The organism is Pseudomonas sp. HD6422 (assembly GCF_025377065.1).
Taxonomy (GTDB): Bacteria; Pseudomonadota; Gammaproteobacteria; order Pseudomonadales; family Pseudomonadaceae; genus Aquipseudomonas; species Aquipseudomonas putida_U.
This window is the reverse complement of the sequence record NZ_JAHWIW010000014.1, coordinates 57,950-81,269: the sequence shown is the minus strand read 5'-3', so window position 1 is coordinate 81,269 and position 23,320 is coordinate 57,950. Positions and strand designations below refer to the sequence as shown.

16 protein-coding genes are annotated in these 23,320 nt (G+C 63.6%); 6 read left to right on the top strand and 10 right to left on the bottom strand.

The features are described from left to right. Positions 1–8: 8 nt before the first annotated feature. Complete coding sequence (locus KY379_RS12475; RefSeq protein WP_261238790.1) at positions 9–1,184, bottom strand: O-antigen ligase family protein; 1,176 nt, start codon at positions 1,182–1,184, stop codon at positions 9–11. A gap of 101 nt (positions 1,185–1,285) precedes the next feature. On the opposite strand from KY379_RS12475, the gene KY379_RS12470 reads away from it, so the two are divergent. Next, positions 1,286–1,891, top strand: a complete 606-nt coding sequence (locus KY379_RS12470) for a lipopolysaccharide kinase InaA family protein (RefSeq protein WP_133324726.1) — start codon at positions 1,286–1,288, stop codon at positions 1,889–1,891. 2 nt (positions 1,892–1,893) lie between these two features. Here KY379_RS12470 and KY379_RS12465 read toward each other — a convergent pair whose 3' ends face one another. From KY379_RS12465 to putP, 9 genes are all read right to left on the bottom strand, one after another. Continuing rightward, the gene (locus tag KY379_RS12465) at positions 1,894–2,985 is read right to left on the bottom strand and encodes a glycosyltransferase (protein WP_261238787.1); all 1,092 of its coding nucleotides are present in this window, start codon (positions 2,983–2,985) and stop codon (positions 1,894–1,896) included. Positions 2,986–3,030: 45 nt separating this feature from the next. Then, positions 3,031–3,804 (bottom strand): glycosyltransferase family 2 protein, encoded by a 774-nt coding sequence (locus KY379_RS12460; protein ID WP_261238786.1) that lies wholly within the window; start codon positions 3,802–3,804, stop codon positions 3,031–3,033. Positions 3,805–3,869: 65 nt separating this feature from the next. Continuing rightward, positions 3,870–4,826: a glycosyltransferase gene (locus KY379_RS12455; RefSeq protein ID WP_133324732.1), complete on the bottom strand. Its 957-nt coding sequence runs from the start codon at positions 4,824–4,826 to the stop codon at positions 3,870–3,872. Between the two features lie 34 nt (positions 4,827–4,860). After that, the gene (locus KY379_RS12450) at positions 4,861–6,276 is read right to left on the bottom strand and encodes a PIG-L deacetylase family protein (RefSeq protein ID WP_261238785.1); all 1,416 of its coding nucleotides are present in this window, start codon (positions 6,274–6,276) and stop codon (positions 4,861–4,863) included. Continuing rightward, entirely contained in the window at positions 6,273–7,169 is an 897-nt protein-coding gene (locus KY379_RS12445) for a GNAT family N-acetyltransferase (protein ID WP_133325160.1), read from the bottom strand. Before KY379_RS12445 ends, KY379_RS12450 begins: the two co-directional genes overlap by 4 nt. After that, a complete protein-coding gene (locus KY379_RS12440) occupies positions 7,169–8,299 on the bottom strand; it encodes a glycosyltransferase (RefSeq protein WP_261238784.1) in 1,131 nt (376 codons plus the stop codon). Before KY379_RS12440 ends, KY379_RS12445 begins: the two co-directional genes overlap by 1 nt. Continuing rightward, complete coding sequence (locus tag KY379_RS12435) at positions 8,283–10,040, bottom strand: carbamoyltransferase (RefSeq protein ID WP_133324738.1); 1,758 nt, start codon at positions 10,038–10,040, stop codon at positions 8,283–8,285. Before KY379_RS12435 ends, KY379_RS12440 begins: the two co-directional genes overlap by 17 nt. Before the next feature lie 139 nt (positions 10,041–10,179). Next, the gene (locus tag KY379_RS12430) at positions 10,180–11,016 is read right to left on the bottom strand and encodes a 23S rRNA (adenine(2030)-N(6))-methyltransferase RlmJ (protein ID WP_133324740.1); all 837 of its coding nucleotides are present in this window, start codon (positions 11,014–11,016) and stop codon (positions 10,180–10,182) included. Between the two features lie 106 nt (positions 11,017–11,122). Next, complete coding sequence (putP, locus tag KY379_RS12425; protein ID WP_133324742.1) at positions 11,123–12,601, bottom strand: sodium/proline symporter PutP; 1,479 nt, start codon at positions 12,599–12,601, stop codon at positions 11,123–11,125. 355 nt (positions 12,602–12,956) lie between these two features. Between putP and putA the strand changes: the two genes are divergently transcribed. The 5 genes from putA to mdtD all read left to right on the top strand — a co-directional run bounded on the left by putA (position 12,957) and on the right by mdtD (position 23,307). Beyond that, entirely contained in the window at positions 12,957–16,910 is a 3,954-nt protein-coding gene (putA, locus tag KY379_RS12420; RefSeq protein ID WP_196171961.1) for a trifunctional transcriptional regulator/proline dehydrogenase/L-glutamate gamma-semialdehyde dehydrogenase, read from the top strand. Positions 16,911–17,161: 251 nt separating this feature from the next. Beyond that, on the top strand, positions 17,162–18,964 hold the full coding sequence (locus KY379_RS12415; RefSeq protein ID WP_261238783.1) for an acyl-CoA dehydrogenase: 1,803 nt from the start codon (positions 17,162–17,164) through the stop codon (positions 18,962–18,964). A 32-nt stretch (positions 18,965–18,996) separates the two neighbouring features. Then, positions 18,997–20,439, top strand: coding sequence for a TldD/PmbA family protein (locus KY379_RS12410; protein ID WP_261238782.1), 1,443 nt, complete (start codon positions 18,997–18,999; stop codon positions 20,437–20,439). Further along, the gene (locus tag KY379_RS12405) at positions 20,439–21,770 is read left to right on the top strand and encodes a TldD/PmbA family protein (protein ID WP_261238781.1); all 1,332 of its coding nucleotides are present in this window, start codon (positions 20,439–20,441) and stop codon (positions 21,768–21,770) included. The genes KY379_RS12410 and KY379_RS12405 overlap by 1 nt, the downstream gene beginning before the upstream one ends. Positions 21,771–21,879: 109 nt before the next feature. Continuing rightward, positions 21,880–23,307 (top strand): multidrug transporter subunit MdtD, encoded by a 1,428-nt coding sequence (mdtD, locus tag KY379_RS12400; RefSeq protein ID WP_196171380.1) that lies wholly within the window; start codon positions 21,880–21,882, stop codon positions 23,305–23,307. Positions 23,308–23,320 lie beyond the last annotated feature (13 nt).

Here is a 23,320-nt window from a genome sequence, read left to right as displayed (position 1 = left end):
CTCGCTGTTCAGGTTGAACCGGAAATTTTACCACAGGCTTTGTTTTCGGCACGCCCCCATGGCAATAGCATGACCAGACCAACCGGCAACCAACTGATGAACCATTCGGCGCGTGGCGTATCGGTAAGGCTCGCGGCGTCGAACTGCATGGCCAGGGTTGAGTACAGCCACAGGCCTAGCAAGGCCTTACCCATACCCGTATGACGGGCTCGGACGATTTCTGCAAACGCGAACAACCACACCGCTACCCAGAGCACCATTCCCGGCACCCCCAACTCCACTGCCGCGTGGGTGAACATATTGTGGGTGTGATCGAACTGAGATCGGCCGACGACGACCTGATAAACGCTGCCCAGTCCCAAGCCACCCCAGGGATGCTGCCCAATCATCTGCAGCGCAGCCTCGAAGATCTCTGGCCGGTGAGAAGCACCACGTCTCAAGATCACGTCAGACATCAGGAAGAACGCGATACAGGTGGCAACGATGGCCAATCCGGCAAATACCTGGCTCTGACGGTTGCGATACCAAAGCGGTCTGGCCATCGTCGTCAGTACCAACGCGACAGCCGCACCCCGGCTCTGGCTCAGCACCACGAAAGCCCCCAGCGCTGCAAGTGCCAATCCCCAGGCAAGCTGGGCGCCACGTTGGCGAGGCAGTTTATGGAGCAAACAAAGCACCGCTGCCGCGATCACGTAGGCGCCGAGAATGGGATGGGAAATTTCGCCGATTCCCTGGAGCCGCGCCAGCCAGGCCCGTCCATGGATGCCATAGAACAGAACAATGGACACCAATGCGGCGATGGCAAGCAGCCCGGCGCCGACCTGAAGCAGACAACGTACCCGCGAAAGCCCGGCTTGGGCCAGCAAGGGGAATGCCATCAGGAACAGGAGTATGTAGACCAGGCGCTTGCCGTCGCGTCCACCTTCATCTGTCGCCGACCAGAGCAAACTCAGGGCGCTCCAGACCAACAAAAGCAAAACGCTGGCCCACAAGGCTGGTTGCAATCGCCAGGCCTGTAAAAGCACTCGCCTGCCTGACCACGCCATGATCAAGGTCGGTAACCACAGGAAAAGAATGATGCCCTGTTGGTAGATCTTGTTGCTGGGTGCCAAAGCGATCGCACCCAGGAACCATACCAAGCCGAATCCTAGCCAAGCACGCGCCCAGCTCTTTTGATACAACATCCATCCCCCCGGTGAATCATCAAGACACCATCATGGTGCTGCCGCGTTATTTTCGGCATTATTGCCGGTCAATTTGCTTGCCAGAGACAAGGCCCCTATCCATGCAATGCTCCCGGCTACCTCAGGTCGACTTCGATCAGCTGACACTTGGCGCCCAGATTCTGGAGGCGGATAGTTACGGCGCCAAAGTCTACCTGCTTGGCGATGGCAATATCCTCAAGGTTTTTCGTCGCAAACGCTTATTTTCATCCGCCCTGTTGCGTCCCTACTCGCAGCGCTTCATCGATAACGCCCAGCGTCTGACGCAACTGGGCATCCCGACCCTGGAAGTGATCAGCCATCACAAGCTCGACCTGCCAGGCCGCACCGCGGTGCTGTATCGTCCGCTTCCTGGACGGACACTGCTGCAGATGGCCCGGGAAGAAAGTTTCAGCTGGGAGGTATACCTGCCACGGCTGGTCGAGCTGATTCGCCAACTGCACCGTTCAGGGGTGTATTTCCGCTCGTTGCACCTGGGCAACGTCGTGGTGACGCCCGACGATCGCCTGGGCCTGATCGATGTCGCCGATATGCGCTTCCTGCGCGCGCCGTTGCCCGCCCGCATGATTCGCCGCAACGTGCAACACATGGTGCGCTACATCGAGCGCGAGAGACTCGGCGAACGCTTTCCGCTCGCCGACTTCCAGGCAGCCTTGCTGGGCGCCTGAGCTCAATCCCGCAGCAAGCGCTCGGAGCCTTCCCGGAACGCTTGCCACGACGCCTCAGGGTCCAGGGCTTGGCGCTGCTGACGGACACACTCCTGCGGACGGCGCTCGACCGCCTGCAGGATCGCCCCGGCCCAGGCCTGCACATCGCCGACCGGCAGGTAGCACCCGCCATCCTGCAACTGCTCGCGAAATACCGGCAGTTCGCTGCAGATCACCGGCACATCGGCTAACACCGCCTCCTGCACCACCAGACCCAGACCTTCGGCCCGGGATGGTACCAGCAACCAGTCGAAGGCACGGTAGAGCTGCTGCATGTCCTTGCGATGACCGTGCAGGGTGATGCAATCAGCCATCCCCCGTGCCTCGATGCAGGCCTGCAGACGAGCCCGCTCATTGCCATCACCGAGCACTACCAGGCGCATATCCGGAAGCCGTGCATGCGCCAGGGCGAATGCCTGGATGAGCATCTCGAAGCCCTTGCTCTCCACCAGCCGCCCGACAGCGCCGAACACCGGACCGCCTTCCAGGGGTAGTTCGAGTGCCTGGCGCGCCTGCTCGCGGCTCATCAGGCTGGCGCTGAATGCCCGCGGCTCGTGAGCCATGCGCAAGGTCTGCACCGGGCGTTGCAGGATCTGGCCGAGGTGTTCGGCCAAGGTCCGTGAAACGGCCGCCAGCGCCACGCGCCCGGGCGGAAGGCCGTTGATCAGACGTACATCACCCGGACTCAGGCGCGTTTCGCCATGGAACATGACTTTGGCGCGCAGGTCAGGAAGGCGCCGCAGCAATGGCAGCACCATGCGGGCAACCCCCACCCCGTCGATCAGTACCACATCGGCCTTGGCTTCGATCAGCGCCTTGCCCAGGCGATACCGCAGCCACGGCCGGATCAGGCGCCACATGCCTCGCCCCTTGAGCGCTCGTTGCGGCATGCGCCACTCCAGCGTCGAGCCCAGGCCATGGCACAAGCCCTCGCCGGTCAGCAGCCAATTGCTGATCCGCACGTCCGAGCCGACCAGTGACAACACCTGGCGATGCACCTTGTGCACCGACATGTAGGGCGAGCCACCCGCCCACATCACGTTGACGATGTTCATGGGGTCAGCGCCCCTCTCCCGCACAAGCCAGGTGGGACAGCATATTCATTGAACAAGAAGGGTGATTCCCGTACCGATCAGCGCACCGACCACCAACGTTGCCGCCAACTTGATCCGATCGCGTTGACGCCGCTTGGCCTTGCGCTGCACCTCTTCCGGCAAGGTCACATGGTTACCGAACCCCGTGTGCAACACCGCATCACCTTCCAGGGTGACCGCCGTCAGTTGCAGCTCCGAATAGCGTCGGGAAAGTGCCTTCTCACCAGCATAGGCGGCAAATGGCGCGCAGCGCTGGTAATCGCTCAAACGGCGCAGGCCCGGGTTGAGCGAGAAAGCCTGCCAGTCGGCCTTCTCGGACAGCAGTGGGTAGCAAGGGACACCGGCAATGACCTGCCGGTCGCCCAGGTGGATATACGGGCTATGTATCGCCAGGTCATGGGCATGGCTGCGCAGCCACACCTGCAGCAGGTTCGGGCTGACCTCGAGAATCGCCCGCGAGTCCTCGACGAAACCCTGGCGATAGAACTGCCAGTCGTCCTCGCAATGGAAAATATAGGGGGTCTTGACGTGGCTGTAGGCCAGGTCGATGGAAGGCAGCTGACCCAGTTTGGGTCGATTGACGAACACCGTGCAGTGGTTTTTCCAGTGTTCCGGGACAGCCGCATGCACCGCATCGTCCCCGGAATCCTCGGTGATGAACACCTCCCGGATCGGTGCCGTATTGTAACGATCGAAGCTGGCCAAGGTGTCCTTGAGCAGGTCGAAGCGGCCACAGCTGGTGACCACCAGCGTGATGTCACTGTCATCAGAAAAACGCACGGACTCCCTCCGAGTTACAGCAGGCGACTTTGTATACCCAGTCCGTGGGCATCAAAGCACTGTTATCAGACTCCCAGGCGCAGGCGCAGGCGCTGCCAGGCCGAGAGTGGCGGATGCGGCCTCAGGTCGGGGCGCATATGTTCAACGATACTACGACCGACCTGGCCGAACGCAAACCGAGATACTGCCAAACGGCGACCATTCTCTGCAATCTGCTGAGCCAGGCCTAAATCCGAACGCAGTGTACGAAGTTTCTGTTGTAGCGTAGGAATATCTTTGTAAAAAACGATGTTGTGCATGTCCTGCAAGCCCAGGGCACGGTTTTCCTCCTCGCCCTGGTCGAAGGCGAACAACACGCAACCGCAGGCCATGGCTTCGAAGTTCTTGATCATGTACTCGCCCATGCCCACATCGGCACTGACGAAGAAGCGGATGCGGTTGAGGGTGTTGCAGTAGTCTTCACCCGAATTGGTCTTGGTCACCACCAGGTCTTCCACACGACCCAGCTCATCGAGCAGCGCCTTGCGGCCACTGTAGGCGACGCTACCGGTACTGCCGACGAACGCCAGCTCGATGTCACGCTCGCGTCCCTGGTCGCTGAGCAACTGCTCGTCGTAGCCCTTGGGCACGAACACCGCATCGAAGCCCTCCCGGCGCAGCCGCTCGCTGACGTTATAGCCAGAGCTGATCACCCGCGCCCATGGCATCTTGCGGTAGTGCGCGCTGAACTTGCCGGTGTACTTGCAAGGGATGTAGTTCTGGTAGGCATCGTGCTCGAGAATCACCAGGTTGGGCACGGTGCTGATGAACGACGCCTGGCGCATTTCCTTCTTGAAACGCAGGAAGAACAAGATGCGGTCGTAACGCGCTACGTCGACCTCACGCTTGAAATAGCGACGCAGGTTACGCTGGTCTTCGTCACTGACCCAACGGATGTCGCATTCGCAGTTGGCCGCGACGCCATCGTACAAACGGTCGAGAATCGCCCGTTGCTCCTGCTGCACCAGAAATAGGACTCTCATTGCATTCCTTGGGCACTCACGCCATCGCGGTCAATCAAAGGTCGTTGTTCACATCGCGCCGCCAGAACAGTTCGTGGCGACGCACGGCTTTGCGGAAAAACTCATTCTCACCGTAGGGCGACGCGCGACGGCCTGCCAGCCAGCGCTGAAGCAAGCGACGCAACCGACGCTTGAACGGAGCCGGTGGTTGCAAATCGTGCATCATGCCCAAGGCCATTGCCTTGTCACGCTGGGTGGCCAGATTCAGGACCAGACTGCACGGCGCCCAGGGCTGCACAGCCTCAAGCTGAGGCGGCAGGGCCACACCGTCACCACTATCACCCATCGGCCAGCGGTCGTTGTCGTGCAGGTGATTGGCGTAGCAGAGCAGTGTCTGCGGCTGCCAGGCCAGACCTTGCAGGGCCTCGAGCACCGCCGCCTGGGCACAGACATGGTCGGGATGCGGGTCGAGCTGCGGGTGCGGCATCACCAGCACCTGCGGCTTGGCCAAGGCCAGCAAGGCGCGCAGGTCGGCCAGCAGGTTGTTCCAGGTCGGGGCGCCATCGGCATCACCTGGCAGCGGGAACGGGTTGAACTGGCGAAACGCACGGATATCGCCCAACTCGGCTTCACGTGAAGCGGCTGGGACGTCGGGCGCGGCCTGCATGGTCGGTAGTTGCAGGCAGAAGTAGCCCAGCTGGATACAACGCGACTCCGGCACGCCGGCCCAGCGAGGCACCGCGATGCTGTCCCAGGCGCGTAAACGGCCCTTGAGCCGCGCGGCATCGGCGCTGTCCAAGCCCATGCGCTGGTAGTGCTCGGCCTCGATCTCACCGGCTGTCAGTGTGACCACCCAGGTTTCCTCGGCCTGGCTGTACAGCCCATAGGCCGCCAGTTCGGCATCATCGGCATGGGGCGCGATGACCATCACCCGCCGGCGGCGCAGCTCGACGCCCGGGGTGACCCATAGCCGCGGCTCGCCCAGCAGCCGACAGTGACGACCGCGCAGGCGCAGCTCACCGGCCTGCAGTGGTGCGCCCAGGCCGGTGAGGTTCAGATAGCGGAGGCCGTCGACGCCACGCTCGAAAGTCTGCCGGTCACCCTCGGTGCCGGCCAGTAGTTCGACACGCGGATCGAGGAAACGCCCCAGCCACGTGCTCTTCACCCGCAGTGCCAGCACCAGGGTTTCTTCACCCGAGAGCGCGACGTCGGTAATGAGCCTGCCATCGCGCAGGCTCACCGCAGACTCGACACTCTGCTCGCCGAAATCGTAGGCATAGTCCTCGCCAGGCGCGTAAAACAGGTGATCGGCGAACCAGGCCTCATGCGCTGCCCAGAGCAACGGCACAAGCAACACCGGCAACCACCACCCGCCGAACACGCCGAGCAACCCTAACGCGAGCAGCGCCGCGAGCAGGCCCAGGCGTTTATTGCGCCGGTGGCGCTTGAGGAGTTGCTGCTTGCGATTCACACCTGAAACACCGGCACAGGGTTGCACCAACGGTCCTTGTACTCGCGATCGGCACGACCGAAGGAGAACCGCAACGGTTTGCTGCATGCCCGGGCGTCTTCCCAGGCCGCCTGGGTATTGAGGAAGCTCAGCACGCTGCCGGGGCTGAACGCCTTGGTCTCGGGATCGACCCCGCCATTGACGTACTCGACGCTGATCCACTCCGGCGCCTCGACGCGATACACCAGCTGGATGGCGATGGCCCTGTCTTCGAGCAACAGCACCGAACCGATCAGCAAGGCACGCAAACGCTCCACCACCTCAGCCATGCGCTCGGCTCCGGTTGCCGGGAAGCCCCAGCGGCGCTGGAACAGATCGCAGTACATCGCAGCAATCTCGGCAGCGCTGAAATCACCGATCGGTTTGACCATCCCGCCGGCTTCTTCGAGCAGGCGCAATTCGCGACGCTGGTTATAGCGAAACTTCTTCGACAGGTCTTCATGGGCGCGCGCCATGGCCAGTTGCTCGGCCTGCGGCTTGAGGCCGACGAAACGCCCCTGGTTCAGCTCGGACAGATAGCGTCCGGCATGGCGCAACGGCGCAGCGGCCTGGGGCGCTGCCGGGAGAATGATTTCGGCGTTGCCGAGATCGAACAGGCCTTTCTTGCCGGCGCGCTTGAGCACCTCCTTGGACAACGCCAAGTGACGCCCCCAGGCAGGCAGCGCAGCCTTCAGCTCACCCGACTGGAACCAGCCCAGGTAGCGCACCGGAATCTGCGCCAGATTGGCTAGCTCCTCGACCACCAGTGGATGGCTGGCGACACTGCCGCCAAAACGCGCCCAGGCATCGGCATAGGCCGCCGCATCGATCGGCGTCCAGCCGCGCTCGCGAAACGCTTGCAGACGATTGAGCATCATGCCTGGTCCACCAGCGCACGCACCTGCGGCAGTTGCCAGAAGGCTTCCCGCACGGCATGGTCGGAAAAACGCTCCTGCAGACGCTGCAGCATGCGCTCGGCACAGAGCTGACGTTGCTCGGCATCCAGCCCCGACATGTGCACCAAACCCTGGGCCAATTGCGCGGCATCGCCCAGCGGGAACAGCACGCCAACGCCTTCGACCACCTCACGCGCTCCACCGCAAGCAGTGGCCAGCAGCGGCACACCGGCCACCATGGCTTCGAGCAAGACCATGCCGAACGGCTCATGATCCGAACTCAGGGCGAACACGTCGAACGCCTGGAAATAGCGTCGTGCATCGGGCACCTGGCCAAAGAAATCGACTTGGCCGGCGATGCCCAGCTCCATGGCCAGGGCCTTGAGTTTGTCCTCCAGGCGCCCCTGACCCAGTATCGCCAGTCGAGCGCCGGTCGGTAACTCGGGCAAGGCCTGGGCGAAACCGTGCAGCAAGGTCGCCTGGTCCTTGTCCGGGTGCAGACGCCCGACGTTGCCGACCACCCACGCCTGGGTATCCAGGCCCAACGCGGCACGCGCTTCGGCACGGGACACCAGGCTGGCCTGCAGCGCCCGGATGTCGATGCGGTTGTACAACGTCTGAATCCGCTCAGCCGGCCATTGCGCCAGGCACCGGCGCATGTCGTCACGCACTGCATCCGACACACCGAGCAGGCTCAGGCGCTGACGGAACAGGTTGGCGAATACCTGACGGCCTTTGCGCTGGTAGTCACCGAAGGCATGGTGCACGCCGATCACCGGCAGGCGGGTGGCCAACAAGGCCACGTAGATGGGCTTGAAACGATGGGCGATACAGAAGTTGAAGTTGCGCTCGGCGGCAATCTTGCGCAATGCACGAATCGCCCCCAGCTTCAGGCCGCGCACGGCCTTGGAGCTGAATTCGAGGAACAGCACCTCATCCGAGGCACAGCCTGCGGCTACCTGCGGGTCGGCAGCGCCGGTGAGAAACACCGTGGTGACCTTGTAGCCGCTGCCCTGGAACAGGCTGGCGTACTGACGGGCGCAGTCGAGGAACGGCCCGTCGTAGCCATGGCAGAACTGCAGGACGCGCGGTTCAGAGCGGCTGGTCATACAGGGCCGCGCCGTCCTTGACCACCAGGATGTCTTCCATGATCAGGTACTGCAGGTCCGAACCGAAGAACATGTTCAACGCATCGGTCGGCGAGCAGATCATCGGCTCGCCCCGGCGGTTGAGCGAGGTGTTCAGCGACACACCGTTACCGGTCAGGTCTTCCAACGCCTTCATCATGTCGTAGTAACGCGGGTTGTACTCGCGCTTGAGCACCTGGGCGCGCGAAGTACCGTCCTCGTGGACCACTTCCGGTACCCGGGTCTTCCATTCTTCGGCGACTTCGAAGGTGAAGGTCATGAACGGTGCCGGATGGTCGACCTTGATCATCTGCGGGGCGACGGTGTCGAGCATCGACGGGCAGAAAGGCCTCCAGCGCTCACGGAACTTGATCTGCTCGTTGATGCGATCGGCCACGCCCGGCACGCTCGGGCAACCGATGATCGAGCGACCGCCCAGTGCGCGCGGACCAAACTCCATGCGCCCTTGGAACCAGGCCACCGGGTTGCCGTCGACCATGATCTTGGCGATGCGCTGCGGCATGTCGTCCAGCTTGCGCCACTTCGGCGCGTTCGGATGACGGGCACAGGCGGCGATCACGTCTTCGTTAGAGTAGGCAGGGCCGAGATAGACATGCTCCATCTTCTCGACCGGTACGCCACGGGCGTGGGATACATAGGCCGCAGCGCCGACCGCAGTACCGGCATCGCCGGAGGCCGGCTGGACGAACAGCTCCTTGACGTCCGAACGAGCGATGATCTTCTGGTTCAGCTTGACGTTCAGCGCGCAGCCACCGGCGAACGCCAGCTTGCCGGTTTCACGCAGGGTATCGCCCAGGTAGTGATCGATCATCTGCAGCGCCAGCTTCTCGAACAGCGCCTGCATGCTCGCCGCGTAATGGATGTAAGGCTCGTCGGCGATGTCGCCTTCGCGCTTGGGCCCCAGCCATTCGATCAGCTTGGGCGAGAAGTAGAAACCCTTGCCCTTCTCTTTATAACGACGCAGGCCGATGACGTTGGCGTACTCGGTGTTGATCACCAGCTCGCCGTTCTCGAAGCTGGCCAAACGGGAGAAATCGTACTTGCTGGCATCGCCGTACGGGGCCATGCCCATGACCTTGAACTCGCCATCGAGCATTTCGAAGCCAAGGAACTCGGTGATCGCGCCATACAGGCCACCCAGCGAATCCGGGTCGAAGAATTCCTTGATCTTGTGGATCTTGCCGTTCTCGCCGTAGCCGAAGAAGGTGGTGGCGTACTCACCCTTGCCGTCGATACCGAGGATCGCGGTCTTTTCCTTGAAACCGGAACAGTGGTAGGCGCTGGACGCATGGGCAAGGTGGTGCTCGACCGGCTCGATCTTGACCTTCTTCGGGTCGAAGCCGAGCTGCTCCAGGCACCAGACGATCTTCTTGCGGTAGCGTTTGTAACGACGATTGCCCATCAGGATGGCGTCGAGCGCGCGATCCGGGGCATACCAGTAACGCTTGGCATAGTGCCAACGGGCCTTGCCGAACAGACTGATCGGGGCGAACGGAATGGCCACCACGTCGACGTCGGACGGCTTGATGCCGGCCTGCTCCAGGCAGAACTTCGCCGACTCGTAGGGCATGCGGTTCTTCGCATGCTTGTCACGCACGAAGCGCTCTTCTTCGGCGGCGGCAATCAGCTTGCCGTCGATGTACAGCGCCGCGGAAGGGTCATGGCTAAGGGCGCCGGACAGGCCAAGAATCGTCAATGCCAAGGGATGAGCCTCTTCATTCGGTAGAGATGCGCCAGCGGCCTCTTGGGCGGGTGGCGGCTAAAGAGCGGGATTATAACGCAAAGATCAGCGGAGACACTGCTTTACGGCGAGCCCGCCCCATCGGAGCTTCAGTGGTGGATCATTCGGCGATCAACCAGTCCATGCGGAAGCTGCCAGCGCTCTGCGCCAGCTCCTTGGCCAACCAGGGCAGCAACTCGCGCAGTTCCTCTTCCAGCCCCCAAGGCGGGTTGGCGATGGCCAGGCCGGAACCGTTGAGGCCCTGTGGACTGTCCTGGTGATGCACGTACAGTTCGGCCCGCAGCAGCTTGGGCGCACCGGTGCTGGTCAGGTCCTGGTAGAAACGGGTCAGCGTGCGCTGATCCTTGATCGGGTACCAGATGGCGACGACGGTCTGACGCATGCGGCCGATCGCTTCCTTCATCGCCAGCGTGCAGCGCTTGAGCTCGTCGGCCTGCTCGAACGGTGGGTCGATGAGCATGATCGCGCGCTTTTCCTGCACAGGCAGCAATGCCCGCGGCACGTGCCAGCCCTCGCCCAGGTGCACGACCACGCGAGGATCCTTCTTCATGTTCTCCTTGAGCAGCGGCCCGTCTTCGGGATGCTTCTCGTTGAGCAGGGCTCGGTCTTGCTGACGCATCAGGCGCCGCGCCAACTCGGGCGAACCGGGGTAGTAACGCAACTCGCCGTCGGCGTTCAGACGTTTGATGATGCGCAGATAGTCAGCGGTCATCGCCGGCAAGTCGTCGCGATTCCACAACCGTGCGACACCTTCCAGGTACTCACCGGTGCGGGTCGCCTGATCGCCTTGCAGGTCATAAAGACCCAGGCCGGCATGGGTATCGAGGTAGGCGAACGGTTGTTCCTTGCGCGACATCAGGGCGATGAGGCGGGTCAGCACGATGTGCTTGAGAACGTCGGCGTGATTGCCGGCGTGGAAGGCGTGACGATAGTTCATGGCAACTCCTGCGGGGAGGGCAAGTTTACCTTGCCTTGCAGGCGGAGTCAGGCCTGGCTGCCGATCGGCGGCGCCCCTGGATGGGGCCGCCGCCGTTCAGCGTGAGTTACTTGTCAGCGTGATAGGCGGTATCCGCCGCTTCGAAGCGCTGCACCATCGACTGCGACGGGCTGCCCAGCTTGCTGACCAGCACGATGGCGATGCTGGCGAACAGGAAGCCAGGAATGATTTCGTACAGCCCCAGGGTGTCGAACTGCTTCCACAGGATCACGGTGACCGCACCGACCACGATACCGGCCAAGGCGCCGTTGCGGGTCATGCCTTTCCACAGCACCGAAATCAGCACCACCGGACCGAACGCTGCGCCGAAGCCGGCCCAGGCATAGGCCACCAGGCCCAAAACGCGGTTCTCTGGGTTGGCGGCCAGGGCAATGGCGATCAGCGCCACGGCCAGCACCATCAGGCGACCTACCCAGACCAGCTCGCCCTGGGTCGCGTTCTTGCGCAGGAAGGCCTTGTAGAAGTCCTCGGTCAGCGCACTGGAGCAGACCAGCAGCTGGCAGCTCAGGGTGCTCATGACCGCCGCCAGGATCGCCGACAGCAGCACACCCGCGACCCACGGGTTGAACAGGATCTTCGCCAGTTCGATGAACACGCGTTCGTGGTTTTCGGTCACCGGACCGGCCAGCTCAGGGTTCGCCGAGAAGTAGGCGATACCGAAGAAGCCAACGGCACAGGTACCGGCCAGGCACAGGATCATCCAGGTCATGGAAATGCGACGCGCCTTGGCGATCGACTTGACCGAATCGGCGGCCATGAAACGCGCCAGGATGTGCGGCTGGCCAAAGTAGCCAAGACCCCAGCCCATCAGCGAAATGATGCCGATGAAAGTGGCGCCCTTGAGCATGTCGAAGTTCGCCGGATTCTGCGCCTCGATCGCCAGCATGGTGGTGTCGAAGCCGCCAGTGGAGATCAGTACGATGATCGGGGTGAGAATCAGCGCGAAGATCATCAGCGTCGCCTGCACGGTGTCGGTCCAGCTCACCGCCAGGAAACCACCGATGAAGGTATAGGCGATGGTCGCCGCCGCACCCGCCCAAAGGGCTGTTTCGTAGGACATGCCGAAGGTGCTTTCGAACAGGCGCGCACCAGCCACGATGCCCGAGGCGCAGTAGATGGTGAAGAATACCAGGATGACCACCGCCGAAATGATGCGCAGCAGGCCACTGCTGTCTTCGAAACGGCTGGCGAAGTAGTCCGGCAGAGTCAGTGCATCACCGTTGTGCTCGGTCTGCACGCGCAGGCGCCCGGCGACGAACAGCCAGTTCAGATAGGCGCCGACGGTCAGGCCGATGGCGATCCAGGCTTCGGACAGGCCGGAGAAGTAGATGGCCCCCGGCAGGCCCATCAGCAGCCAGCCGCTCATGTCGGAAGCGCCGGCGGAGAGCGCGGTAACCACGCTGCCGAGGCTACGACCGCCGAGAATATAGTCGGAAAGGTTCTTGGTGGAGCGATAGGCCGCGAAGCCGATCAGCACCATTGCCGCGATGTAGATCACGAAGGTGATCGTGAGTGGATTGCCCATACGTGTGCCCTGGCGTTTGTTTTTATCTCACGTACAACCACCTGAGGATGGTTGCACCCAGGCGGCGCATCCTATGCAACAACGCAAACAAGGTGCAACCCCTTTTCTACAAGCAGTTGCACCGTAAGCATTTTTTCCGAAATAACCTACTTTTTGCTCCTTTATGGAGCAAAAAAGGTGTTTTTAAGAAAAAAACGCACTGAGCCTGAGCATTTTTCCGTTGTAGATTGAGGCAACTGACGAGTTGCACCCCGACCGTCAAAATTTCCGGTTGCACCTAGTTGCACCCGAATTCGCCTCCCGCTAATCTTGGCGCCAGCTAAGGCCACAGCCGTGGCAATAACGAGGATAAGACATGGCGACGACCACCCTGGGTGTCAAACTCGACGACCCCACCCGTGAGCGACTCAAGACCGCTGCACAATCCATCGACCGCACACCACACTGGTTGATCAAGCAAGCGATCTTCAACTACCTGGAAAAGCTCGAGGGTGGCGCCACTCTGTCTGAACTCGATGGCCATGCCAGCAGCCTAGCCGACGATGTCGGTGACATCCAGCCGGACCATGGCCATCAGTGCTTCCTCGAGTTCGCCGAGAGCATCCTGCCGCAGTCGGTCCTGCGCTCGGCCATCACCGCCGCCTATCGCCGCCCCGAGCAGGAAGTGGTGCCCATGCTTCTGGAGCAGGCGCGACTGACCACGGCGCAGGCCGAGGCCACCAACAAGCTGGCCGCCGGCATTGCCGAGAAGCTGCGCAATCAGAAGAGCGCCGGTGGACGTGCCGGCATCGTCCAGGGGCTGTTGCAGGAGTTCTCCCTGTCGTCCCAGGAAGGCGTGGCGCTGATGTGCCTGGCCGAAGCACTGCTGCGCATCCCCGACAAGGGCACCCGCGACGCCCTGATCCGCGACAAGATCAGCAACGGTAACTGGCAGCCACACCTGGGCAACAGCCCGTCGCTGTTCGTCAACGCCGCGACCTGGGGTCTGCTGCTGACCGGCAAGCTGGTCTCCACCCACAACGAATCCGGCCTGTCCGCTTCGCTCACGCGGATCATCGGCAAGAGTGGCGAACCGATGATCCGCAAGGGCGTCGACATGGCCATGCGCCTGATGGGCGAACAGTTCGTCACCGGCGAAACCATCGCCGAAGCCCTGGCCAACGCCAGCCGCTTCGAATCCAAGGGCTTCCGCTACTCCTACGACATGCTCGGCGAAGCCGCGCTGACCGAACAGGATGCACAGAAGTACCTGGCCTCCTACGAGCAAGCGATCCACTCGATTGGCAAGGCCTCCCATGGCCGTGGCATCTATGAAGGTCCAGGCATCTCCATCAAGCTCTCCGCCCTGCACCCGCGCTACAGCCGCGCGCAGTACGAGCGCGTGATGGAAGAGCTGTACCCGCGCCTGCTGTCGCTGACCCTGCTGGCCAAGCAATATGACATCGGCCTGAACATCGATGCCGAGGAGGCCGACCGCCTGGAATTGTCGCTCGACCTGCTCGAGCGCCTGTGCTTCGAGCCGTCTCTGGCTGGCTGGAACGGTATCGGCTTCGTCATCCAGGCCTACCAGAAGCGCTGCCCGTACGTCATCGACTACGTCATCGACCTGGCCAAGCGCAGCCGTCACCGTCTGATGATCCGCCTGGTCAAAGGCGCCTACTGGGACAGCGAGATCAAGCGCGCGCAGGTCGAGGGCTTGGAAGGCTATCCGGTCTACACCCGCAAGGTTTACACCGACGTGTCCTATGTGGCCTGCGCCCGCAAACTGCTGGCCGTGCCGGAATCCATCTACCCGCAGTTCGCCACCCACAACGCCCACACCCTGTCGGCGATCTACCATATCGCCGGGCAGAACTACTACCCCGGCCAGTACGAGTTCCAGTGCCTGCACGGCATGGGCGAACCGCTGTACGAACAAGTGGTCGGCAAGGTCTCCGAAGGCAAACTGAACCGCCCCTGCCGCGTCTACGCCCCGGTGGGCACTCACGAAACGCTGCTGGCCTACCTGGTTCGCCGTCTGCTGGAAAACGGCGCCAACACCTCGTTCGTCAACCGTATCGCCGACCACTCGATCTCCATTCAGGAGCTGGTGGCCGATCCGGTCGTCAGCATCGAACGCATGGCTACCCAGGAAGGCGGCATCGGCCTGCCGCACCCACGCATTCCGCTGCCTCGCGAGCTGTACGGCAGCGAACGGGCCAACTCGGCGGGCATCGACATGGCCAACGAACACCGCCTGGCGTCGCTGTCCTGCGCCATGCTGGCCACCGCTCACAACGACTGGAAAGCCGCCCCGCTGCTGGCGTGCGCCGCCAGCGAAAGCCCAGCAATTGCGGTACTCAACCCTGCAGATCACCGTGACGTGGTCGGCCACGTGCACGAAGCCACCGTGGCCGACGTCGACAATGCCATCCAGTGCGCGCTCAACGCCGCACCGATCTGGCAGGCCACTCCACCGGCCGAGCGTGCCGCGATCCTCGAGCGTACCGCCGACCTGATGGAAGCGGAGATCCAGCCGCTGATGGGCCTGCTGATCCGCGAAGCCGGCAAGACCTTCGCCAACGCCATCGCCGAAGTGCGCGAGGCAGTGGACTTCCTGCGTTACTACGCTGTGCAGGCACGCAACGACTTCAGCAATGACGCGCATCGCCCACTGGGTCCAGTGGTGTGCATCAGTCCGTGGAACTTCCCACTGGCGATCTTCACCGGCCAGGTCGCGGCCGCACTGGCCGCGGGCAACCCGGTACTGGCCAAGCCTGCCGAACAGACCCCGCTGATCGCTGCCCAAGCAGTGCGCCTGCTGCTCGAAGCCGGCATTCCCGAGGGCGTGCTGCAACTGCTGCCAGGCCAGGGCGAAAGCGTCGGTGCCGGCCTGGTCGGTGACGAGCGCGTCAAAGGCGTGATGTTCACAGGTTCCACCGAAGTCGCCCGTCTGCTGCAACGCAATGTCGCCGGCCGCCTGGACAACCAGGGCCGTCCGATCCCGTTGATCGCCGAAACCGGTGGCCAGAACGCGATGATCGTCGACTCCTCGGCACTCACCGAGCAAGTGGTCATCGACGTGGTGTCGTCGGCCTTCGACAGCGCCGGTCAGCGCTGCTCGGCCCTACGCGTGCTGTGCCTGCAGGAAGATTCCGCCGACCGCGTGATCGAGATGCTCAAGGGCGCCATGGCCGAAAGCCGCCTGGGCAATCCCGACCGCCTGGCCGTGGACATTGGCCCGGTGATCGATGCCGAAGCCAAGGCTGGCATCGAGAAGCACATCCAGGGCATGCGCGAAAAAGGTCGCTCGGTCTACCAGGTAGCCATCGCCGATGCCGCCGAGGTCAAGCGCGGCACCTTCGTCATGCCGACCCTGATCGAACTGGAGAGCTTCGACGAGCTCAAGCGCGAGATCTTCGGCCCTGTCCTCCACGTGGTGCGCTACAACCGCCGCAACCTGGACCAACTGATCCAGCAGATCAACGACTCCGGCTACGGCCTGACCCTCGGCGTGCATACCCGCATCGACGAGACCATCGCCAAGGTGGTGGAGAAAGCCAACGCCGGCAACATGTACGTCAACCGCAACATCGTCGGTGCGGTCGTCGGCGTGCAGCCGTTTGGCGGTGAAGGTCTGTCCGGCACCGGTCCGAAAGCAGGTGGCCCGCTGTACCTGTACCGCCTGCTGTCGACCCGCCCGGCGGACGCGATCGGTCGCCACTTCCAGCAACAGGACGGCGCCGGCCAGCCGGATCGCGCCCTGCACGATCAACTGATCAAGCCGCTGCACGTCCTCAAGGACTGGGCGCAGAGCAACCAGCAAGCCGACCTGGCCGCATTGTGCGATCAGTTCGCCGGCCAGTCGCAGAGCGGCATCGCCCGCCTGCTCCCCGGTCCGACCGGCGAGCGCAACAGCTACACCATCCTGCCCCGCGAGCACGTGTTGTGCCTGGCAGACAACGAGGCTGATCTGCTGGCGCAGTTCGCCGCCGTACTGGCGGTGGGCAGCTCGGCAGTATGGGTCGACGGCGAGCCCGGCAAGGCTCTGCGTGGCCGCCTGCCGAAGGAGCTGCAGGCCAAGGTCAAGCTGGTAGCGGACTGGAACAAGGACGAAGTGGCATTCGACGCTGTGCTCCATCATGGCGACTCGGACCAACTGCGCCGCGTTTGCCAGCAGGTGGCCAAGCGCGCCGGTGCCATCGTCGGTGTGCATGGGCTGTCCAGCGGCGATCACCAGATTGCGCTGGAGCGGTTGGTCATCGAGCGCGCGGTGAGTGTGAACACCGCGGCCGCTGGCGGGAACGCGAGCCTGATGACCATCGGTTGATGGTGGGCGGTTGCTGGACAGAGAAAGGAGAGCTTCGGCTCTCCTTTTTCATGGTGTACGCCTTGAGAGGTTTGGCGCCTGCCAGATCGAGCGCCGCCCGCGCGGCGCTCGATTTCACAGGCGCTGAAAGCATCAAGGCATGCACCTGCATGCCCCACCCTTTCTATACCCATATCACCCAAACCTATTAACCTCCCCCTGCCTCCACGCCCCGCCTAGACTCGTAGCATCCCCGTCCCAGGACCGCTCCCATGCCCGAGACCCTGCTCAGCGCCCGCAACCTGGCCTTCGAACTCTACGAAGTTCTCGACGCCCAAACCCTCACCCAGCGCCCGCGTTTCGCCGAGCACAGCCGCGAAACCTTCGACGCAGCGCTGGCGACTGCCCGCACCGTCGCCGAAAAGTACTTCGCCCCGCACAACCGCAAGGCCGATGAAAACGAGCCTCGCTACGTCGAGGGCCGGGCCGAGCTGATTGCCGAGGTCAAGCCGGCCATCGAAGCGTTTCTCGACGCCGGCTTCCTCAACGCCAACCGCGACTTCGACGTCGGCGGCATGCAACTGCCCAGCCTGGTCTCCCAGGCCTGCTTCGCTCACTTCCAGGCCGCCAACGCCGGCACAACGGCCTACCCGTTCCTGACCATGGGCGCGGCCAATCTGATCGAGAGCTTCGGCAGCGATGAACAGAAGCGTCTGTTCCTGCAGCCCATGATCGAGGGTCGCTACTTCGGCACCATGGCCCTGACCGAGCCGCACGCCGGATCCTCGCTGGCCGATATCCGCACGCGCGCCGAACCGCTGGGCGATGGGACCTACCACATCAAGGGCAACAAGATCTTCATCTCCGGCGGCGACCACGAACTGTCGGAGAACATCGTCCACATGGTCCTGGCCAAGCTTCCGGACGCCCCGCCCGGGGTCAAAGGCATCTCGCTGTTCATCGTGCCCAAGTATCGGGTCAACGCCGATGGCAGCCTCGGCCCGCGCAACGACGTAGTGCTGGCCGGGTTGTTCCACAAGATGGGCTGGCGCGGCACGACCTCCACGGCGCTGAACTTCGGTGACGACGGCCAGTGCGTCGGCTATCTGGTCGGCCAGCCGCACCAGGGCCTGGCCTGCATGTTCCAGATGATGAACGAGGCCCGTATCGGTGTCGGCATGGGTGCAGTGATGCTCGGCTATGCCGGCTACCTCTACTCGCTGGAGTACGCCCGTCAACGGCCGCAAGGCCGCCTGCCGGACAACAAGGACCCGCAAAGCCCGCCGGTGGCGATCAGTGAGCATGCCGACGTCAAGCGCATGCTGCTGGCGCAGAAAGCCTACGTCGAAGGCGCCTTCGACCTGGGCCTCTACGCTGCGCGTCTGTTCGATGACACGCACACCGCGGCCGACCTGACCGAACGCCAGCAAGCCCAGGTATTGCTCGATCTGCTGACGCCCATCGTCAAGTCCTGGCCCTCGGCCTATTGCCTGAAAGCCAACGAACTGGCCATCCAGATCCTCGGTGGCCACGGCTACACCCGCGAGTATCCGGTGGAGCAGTACTACCGCGACAACCGCTTGAACCCGATCCATGAAGGCACCGAGGGCATCCAGGCACTCGACCTGCTCGGCCGCAAACTGGCTCAGCGTGACGGGGCCGGGCTCAAGCAACTGATCCGCCTGATCGCCGCCACCGCCGAGCGCGCCAGCCACCACCCCAACCTGGACGCCCTGCGCCGGCCCCTGGAACAGCTGGTCAATCGCCTGCAAGGCGTGACCCTGGCCCTGCTGGGCGACCTGGGACAGGGCAAGGTCAGCGCGACATTGGCCAACGCCGCCCTGTACCTCAAGGCATTTGGTCATTGCGTGATCGGCTGGCGCTGGCTGCAGCAAGCGATCCACGCCGAACTCGGCCTGCTTCAGGGCAACGACGCCGATCGCGATTTCTACCTGGGCAAGCTGCAGGCCGCGCGTTATTTCCTGACCTGGGAGGTGCCTGGCTGCCATAATGACCTGGCATTGCTCGAGGCCCGCGACGACACTTGTCTCGAAATGCAAGACGGGTGGTTCTAGGGGGAGCCACCGTGTAGACGGAGGCTTGTCCCATGTTCGATTCCGGCGCCCTGCTGCGCCAGCGCTTCAACGCGCTGCGCAGCAAGGCCGAAGTGTTTTCCCTACGTCACGTCAAACAATCGCATCAGGCACTCTGTGTGCGGCGCAATGTCGCCGAACCGCCCTCGTTCAGCCAGGACGAAGGCGCCATGCTGACGGTGCGGGTCGATGGCGTCGAGGCCTATGCGGCCACCGCCGATCTGTCTCAGGCAGGTTTGCAGCGGGCGCTGGAACAGGCCGAGGCACTGGCCCGGCAGATCGCCAGACACAGCCTGCTCGACCTGCGCGGACAAGCGGTAACCAGTGCCCGTCACGACCACCTTTCGCCTAACCTCGACCAGGCCGTGCCCGGCATCGCCGATTGCCTTGGCCTGCTGGCCAGCGAGTCGGCCAGCGTGCCCAGGGACAGCCGCCTGGTGGACTGGCTGGCGAGCCTGGACATCAGCCTGGTCGAACAGACCTACCTCAACTCCGCCGGCGCCGAGTTGCGCCATGCCCATCGCTTCCTGTTCCCCGGCCTGAGCGTGACCGCCAGTGATGGCAAGGACAGCCAGAGTCGCAGCCTGGGGCTGAGCAACTTCGGCCAGCAAGGTGGCTTCGAGGTCATCCACCGCTGCGGCCTGATCGGCGCCGCCCCGCGGATTGCCGACCAGGCCCTGCAACTGCTGCTGGCGCCCAATACGCCAAGCGGCCCGCGCGATCTGCTGCTGATGCCCGATCAGATGATGCTGCAGATCCATGAATCCATCGGCCACCCGCTGGAGATGGACCGCATTCTCGGCGACGAGCGCAACTACGCCGGCACCAGCTTCGTCAAGGCCAGCGACTTCGGCCACCTGCGCTACGGTTCCGATCTGCTCAACGTCACCTTCGACCCGACCCTGGAGCAGGAATTGGCCAGCTACAGCTACGACGATGACGGCACGCCGGCCAGCAAGCAGTTCCTGATCCGTGACGGCCTGCTGGTACGTCCCCTGGGTGGTGCGCTGTCGCAGTTGCGCTCCGGCCTGGGCGGCGTGGCCAACAGCCGCGCCTGTGGCTGGAACCGGGCGCCGATCGACCGTATGGCCAACCTCAACCTCGAACCCGGCGATCGGACCTTACAACAGCTGATCGAGGACATCGAACACGGCATCCTGATGAGCAACAACCGCTCCTGGTCCATCGACGATGCCCGCAACAAGTTCCAGTTCGGTTGCGAGTGGGGTCAAGTGATCGAGGACGGCGAGCTCAAGGGTATCGTCAAGAACCCCAACTACCGCGGCATCTCCGCGCAGTTCTGGCGCAACCTGACGGCAGTCGGCGACCACAGCACCTTCGAAGTGCTCGGCACACCCAATTGCGGCAAGGGCGAACCCAACCAGGTGGTGCGCGTCGGCCACGCCTCGCCCGCCTGCGTATTCCGCCAGATCGATGTATTCGGAGGAGACGCCTGATGAGCGACACCCCACGCCACCGCTTCGAAGCACTGGTCAGCGCACTGCACGCGGCCCTGCTTCCAGGCGAGCAGTTCACCCTCGGCTTCAGTGCCGAGCAGTCGCAGTTCGTCCGCTTCAACCACGCCAAGGTGCGCCAGGCCGGCACGGTTGCCCAGGCCAGCGCCCAACTGCGGCTGGTGCGCGAGGGGCGCCAGGCGCAGCAGCAGGTGACCTTGAGCGACGACGCGCAACTGGACCGGCAGCGTCTGGACGACGCGTTGCAGCAGCTGCGCCAGACCCTGCTACTGCTGGCGCTCGACCCTTACCTGAGTCTGAACGAGAGTGCCTGGCACACCCACAGCCAGCAGCAGCACCCGCTGCCCGAGCTGGACGAGGTGCTGGCACTGGTCGAGCGCGAGGCCGGCGACCTTGATCTGGTCGGCATCTATGCAGCGGGCCCGATCTGCCGCGGCTTCGCCAGTTCGTTCGGAGCCTTCGGCTGGCACCAGGCGAACAGCTTCAACTTCGATTGGAGCCTGTTCCACGCCAATGGCCAAGCCGTTAAAGCCAACTATGCCGGCCAGGCCTGGAACGCCGTGGACTTCACCGCGAGGTTGCGTCAGGCGCGCGAACAACTGGGCTTCCTCGGCCTTGCAGCCATCACTCTGAAACCCGGCAGTTACCGCGCCTACCTGGCCCCGGCGGCCATGGACGAAATCGCCGGCATGCTGTGCTGGGGCGGGTTTTCGGCACAGGCCCTGGCCACCGGCAACAGCGCCTTGCAGCGCCTGTACAACGGCGATGCGACGCTCAGCCCGCAGGTCAGCTTCGCCGAGCAGGTCAGTGGGTCGCTGAGCCCGGCGTTTTCCGACGAAGGCTCGCCACGTCTGGACGTCTCTCTGATCGACCACGGCCAGGCCCACGAACGACTGATCAGTGCCCGCAGCGCCGCCGAGTTCGCACTGCAGGGCAATGGCGCCGACCGCTACGAATCGCCTTGCGCACTGAGCCTGGCCGCAGGCAATCTGCTTAACGCCGAGATACTCGAGCGACTCGGCACCGGTTTGTACATCAGCAACCTCTGGTACCTCAATTACTCGGACCTACCCGCCGCGCGCATGACCGGGCTGACCCGTTTCGCCACCTTCTGGGTCGAGAACGGGCAGATCCAGGGGCCGGTGAGCACCATGCGCTTCGATGACAGCCTGTACAACCTGCTGGGCAGCGAGCTGGAAGCGCTGACCCAGGAGCGCGAGATGATTCTGTCGACCAGTACCTATGGACAGCGCAGTACCGGATCGAGTCATTTGCCGGGGGCATTGGTCAAAGGGCTGACCCTGACATTGTGATTGGCACCACCGGCCCTTTCGCGGGCAAGCCCGCTCCAGGATGATCACGCAATCCATGTAGGAGCGGGCTTGCCCCGCGAAAGGGCCGGCACTGACAAACGAGGACGTCATGCCCGAACGCACGCCGCTAGACCCTGTCACTGCCCGCTGGATCCCCTGGGTGGTGGCCATCGCCTTCTTCATGCAATCGCTGGACGGCACCATCCTCAACACCGCGCTGCCGGCCATGGCTCGCTCGCTGGCTGAAGACCCGCTGCGCATGCAGGGGGTGATCATCGCCTACATGCTCACCGTAGCGCTGCTCATCCCGGCCTCTGGCTGGATCGCCGACCGCTTCGGCACCAAGCGCATCTTCTTCAGCGCGATCTTGCTGTTCAGCTTCGGCTCGCTGCTGTGCGCCGCCGCCAACAGCCTGGGTTTTCTGATCTTCGCGCGGGTCGTGCAGGGTCTGGGCGGGGCGCTGATGCTTCCGGTCGGGCGCCTGGTGGTGTTGCGCGCCTACCCCCGCAGCGACCTGGTGCGGATCATGAGCTTCATCACCATCCCCGGCCTGCTCGGGCCACTGCTGGGCCCTACGGTGGGCGGCTGGCTGGTGGAGATTCTCAGCTGGCACTGGATCTTCCTGCTCAACCTGCCGGTCGGCGTCCTGGGCTGCTATGCCGTGTGGAAGTTCATCCCTGACCTGCGCGGCGCCGAACGTACCACCTTCGACGGCCCAGGGTTCCTGCTGTTCGGCGCGGCGATGGTGCTGATCACCATCGCCATGGAGGGCCTGGGCGAACTGCACCTGCCGCACCTGCGGGTGATGCTGCTGCTGTTCGCCGGCATGGCCTGCCTGGCGGCCTATTGGCTGCGCGCCGGGCGCGATCCCCAACCGCTGTTCTCGCCCAGCCTGTTCCGCGTACGGACCTTCGCCATCGGCATCCTCGGCAACCTGTTCGCCCGTCTGGGCAGCGGCGCCCTGCCCTTCCTGGTTCCGCTGCTGCTGCAGGTGGCGCTGGGCTACTCGCCGGCCCAGGCTGGCATGAGCATGATCCCGCTGGCGGCGGCGGCGATGGTCGCCAAGTCCATAGCCCGGCCACTGATCGAGCGCTTCGGCTACCGCATCATCCTCACCGCCAATACCTTGCTGCTCGGTATGCTCCTGGCCAGCCTCGGGCTGGTGGACGAGCAAACGCCCTATGCCGTGCTGCTCATCCATCTCGGCCTGCTCGGCGCGGTCAACTCGATGCAGTTCACGGCCATGAACACGGTGACCCTGATCGACCTCGACGATGCACACGCCAGCAGCGGAAACAGCCTGCTGTCGGTGGTCGCGCAGCTGTCGCTGAGCCTCGGTGTGGCGTGCGCCGGTGCACTGCTCGGAGGGTTCACCGCAGCCGGCAGCGCCGAAGGTGTGGATAGCACGCTGGGGGCCTTCCAACTGACCTTCGTGACCATCGGCGTCATGGCCATGCTGGCAGCGGCGATCTTCCTGCAGTTGTCGCCGACGGACGGAAGGCGTGCCCGTCGTCCGGAAGCGCACATGGAATCGTAGGGCGAATGGCCAT